Here is a 2622-nt window from a genome sequence, read left to right as displayed (position 1 = left end):
AAGTCGGCTGTATAAGCTAAAACTTGTCCAGCACCTAATTCTTTGGCCTGTTTCTTTGTTTCGTCCAACCGCTTTTTATTCCGACCGTTGATGATGATATTTCTACCTTCGCTGGCCATTTTATAAGCAAAAGCTTGACCGATTCCAGAAGATGCACCTGTAATGACTGTGTATGTTTGAGACATTTTCATCACTCCTATAAATGTGGCTACTTATCCGAGACTGATTGAATCAAAATCTTTTACAATTTGGCTATTGGCAAACACTTTTTTGGCATCTGTCTCTAGTTGTTGTGAGGCTTTTCCTACATATCTAGCTGAGATATGGGTTAGTAATAATTTCTTGACATTGGCTTCCTTAGCCACCTGACCAGCCTGTTTAGCGGTTGAATGGTAGTAATTACGTGCCATTCGTTCCTCGCCAGCAGCAAAGGTCGCTTCATGCACTAAAAGGTCCGCATCTTTAGCAAGAGCTACCGCATTTTGGTTATAACGGGTATCACCTAGGACGGTTACAATATGGCCCTTTTTGTCAGGTCCAATAAAGTCATGACCATCTAACTGGGTACCGTCTTCTAAAGTAATGGTCTTACCTTGTTTTAATTGACCTAGTAAAGGCCCATTTGGTACGCCCGCTTCCCTAGCCTTATCTATCAACAACTCTCCTACTTGGTCTGCCTCAATGACTCTAAAGCCATAAGACTGAACGGCGTGGTCTAAAGTCTTATAGATGACCTGGTATTGGTCATTTTGAAAGACCATACCTTCATCGGCTAACTCCTGAATGATTAGATCGTAGCCTAAGGTCGTACGGGTAACTTTAAGAAAGTTATCAATATAAGCTTTAATCCCTTTAGGTCCATAAATGGTCACCGGAGCTTCCCCGCCTTGATGGCTTCTTGAAGATAAGAATCCTGGCAAGCCAAAAATGTGATCTCCGTGTAAATGCGTGATAAAAATTTTAGTAACTTTACGCGGTTTCAATGTGGTTTTCATAATTTGATGTTGCGTTGCTTCCCCACAATCAAACATCCACATTTCATTACTTTCGTCTAATAATTTTAACATGATGCTTGTCACATTACGACTTCTACTCGGAACGCCAGCACCTGTTCCCAAAAAAGTTATCTCCACTTTTTTTCGCTCATTTCTATTATATATATTCGTAAAAAATCAAGAGCGCACATTAAATCCAAGTCTCCCTGTTCAATGTGCGCTCGTCTTTCGATGGGTTTGAGACTGAAGTGTCACCCTCCCACCAACAATCCTCATGATATCAGGCGCCCAAAGTCAGAATTATCCGATGCTTCCCAAAATACGCCAATTACTTTTAAAGTAATTGTCCGGCTTTTGATCCGGCCCGTCAATTCTAAACAACTTTTGTCGCACCTACTATTCTTGGAATTCAAACTCGTAATCTAAAATACGGATAATATCCCCTTGTTTCGCACCACGTGCAGCCAAGGCTTTATCAACACCCATATTCTTCAACTGACGAGCAAATCGTAATGCCGACTCATCATATTCCAAGTTCGCCATCTTGAATGTTTTCTCAATCTTGTCACCGTATAGGTAGAAGGTACCATCAGATTCACGGCCTACATAGAATGGTGGCTCTTCGTCTTCAGGAATTTCATAAATCACTGTTTCAGTAGAAGCTTTTTTACCTTCTTCAGCAATGCGCTCTTCTTCTAAGCGAATCAATTCAGCCGTATGGTCCATTAAAGGATCTAAGCCTTCTCTAGTATAAGCTGAAATTGGGAAAATTTCTGGCAATTCTAAGTCTGGATAGTTCTCTGCAAAATAACTTGCAAGTTTTTCCTTGAATTCTTCAATATATAATTCTGCTTCAGGAATGTCCATTTTATTGGCTACGATAATCGTTGGTCTAGACATCAAATTATCATCATAATTATCTAATTCTTTGTTGATAGCTACATAGTCGTCAAATGGGTCGCGGTTTTCAGAACCACCCATATCAATTACATGTAAAATCACCTTAGTACGCTCAACGTGGCGTAAGAATTGGAACCCTAACCCAATACCGTCAGCAGCCCCTTCGATTAACCCTGGTAAATCGGCTAATACAAAAGATTCATGTGAACGGGTATTTACCACACCCAAGTTCGGTGTAATTGTTGTAAAGTGGTAATCACCAATTTTAGGTGTTGCCGCTGTAACAACAGATAGTAAGGTTGATTTACCAACTGATGGGAAACCGACTAATCCAGCATCCGCGATCAATTTCAATTCTAGTTGTAGGGTAATTTCATCACCTGGTTCACCATTTTCAGCGATTTCTGGTGCCGGGTTGTTGTGGGTCGCAAATTTCATGTTTCCACGGCCACCACGACCACCATGTGCAACGATGAGCTCTTCACCGTTCTTCACTAAATCACCAATAATTTGACCAGTGTCAAAGTTTTTGACAACAGTTCCAGGGGGTACAGCGACATACATATCCTCTGCACCACGACCGTACATACCTTTTGGCATCCCATTTTCACCTGGTTTCGCCTTAAAGTGTCGGTTGTAACGGAAATCCATCAAGGTTCTTAACCCTTCGTCAACTTTGAAGATGATGTCGCCTCCGCGACCGCCATCTCCTCCAGCTGGACCTCCG

At 41.6% G+C, this 2622-nt stretch carries 3 protein-coding genes; all 3 read right to left on the bottom strand.

Going from position 1 to position 2622, the window contains the following annotated elements:
- Positions 1-185, bottom strand: a 185-nt coding sequence (locus tag ACRCJ0_RS11755; protein ID WP_431390529.1) for an SDR family NAD(P)-dependent oxidoreductase, incomplete at its 3' end; no start/stop codon positions are given.
- Positions 186-212: 27 nt separating this feature from the next.
- Positions 213-1133 (bottom strand): ribonuclease Z, encoded by a 921-nt coding sequence (gene rnz / locus ACRCJ0_RS11750; RefSeq protein WP_325756375.1) that lies wholly within the window; start codon positions 1131-1133, stop codon positions 213-215.
- Between the two features lie 258 nt (positions 1134-1391).
- A partial coding sequence (obgE, locus tag ACRCJ0_RS11745; protein ID WP_431390528.1) for a GTPase ObgE occupies positions 1392-2622 on the bottom strand: 1231 nt, incomplete at its 5' end.

It is taken from the genome of Aerococcus sp. L_32, assembly GCF_050689315.1.
The sequence above is the reverse complement of the archived record's forward strand: the minus strand, read 5'-3'. Positions and strand labels throughout refer to the sequence as shown.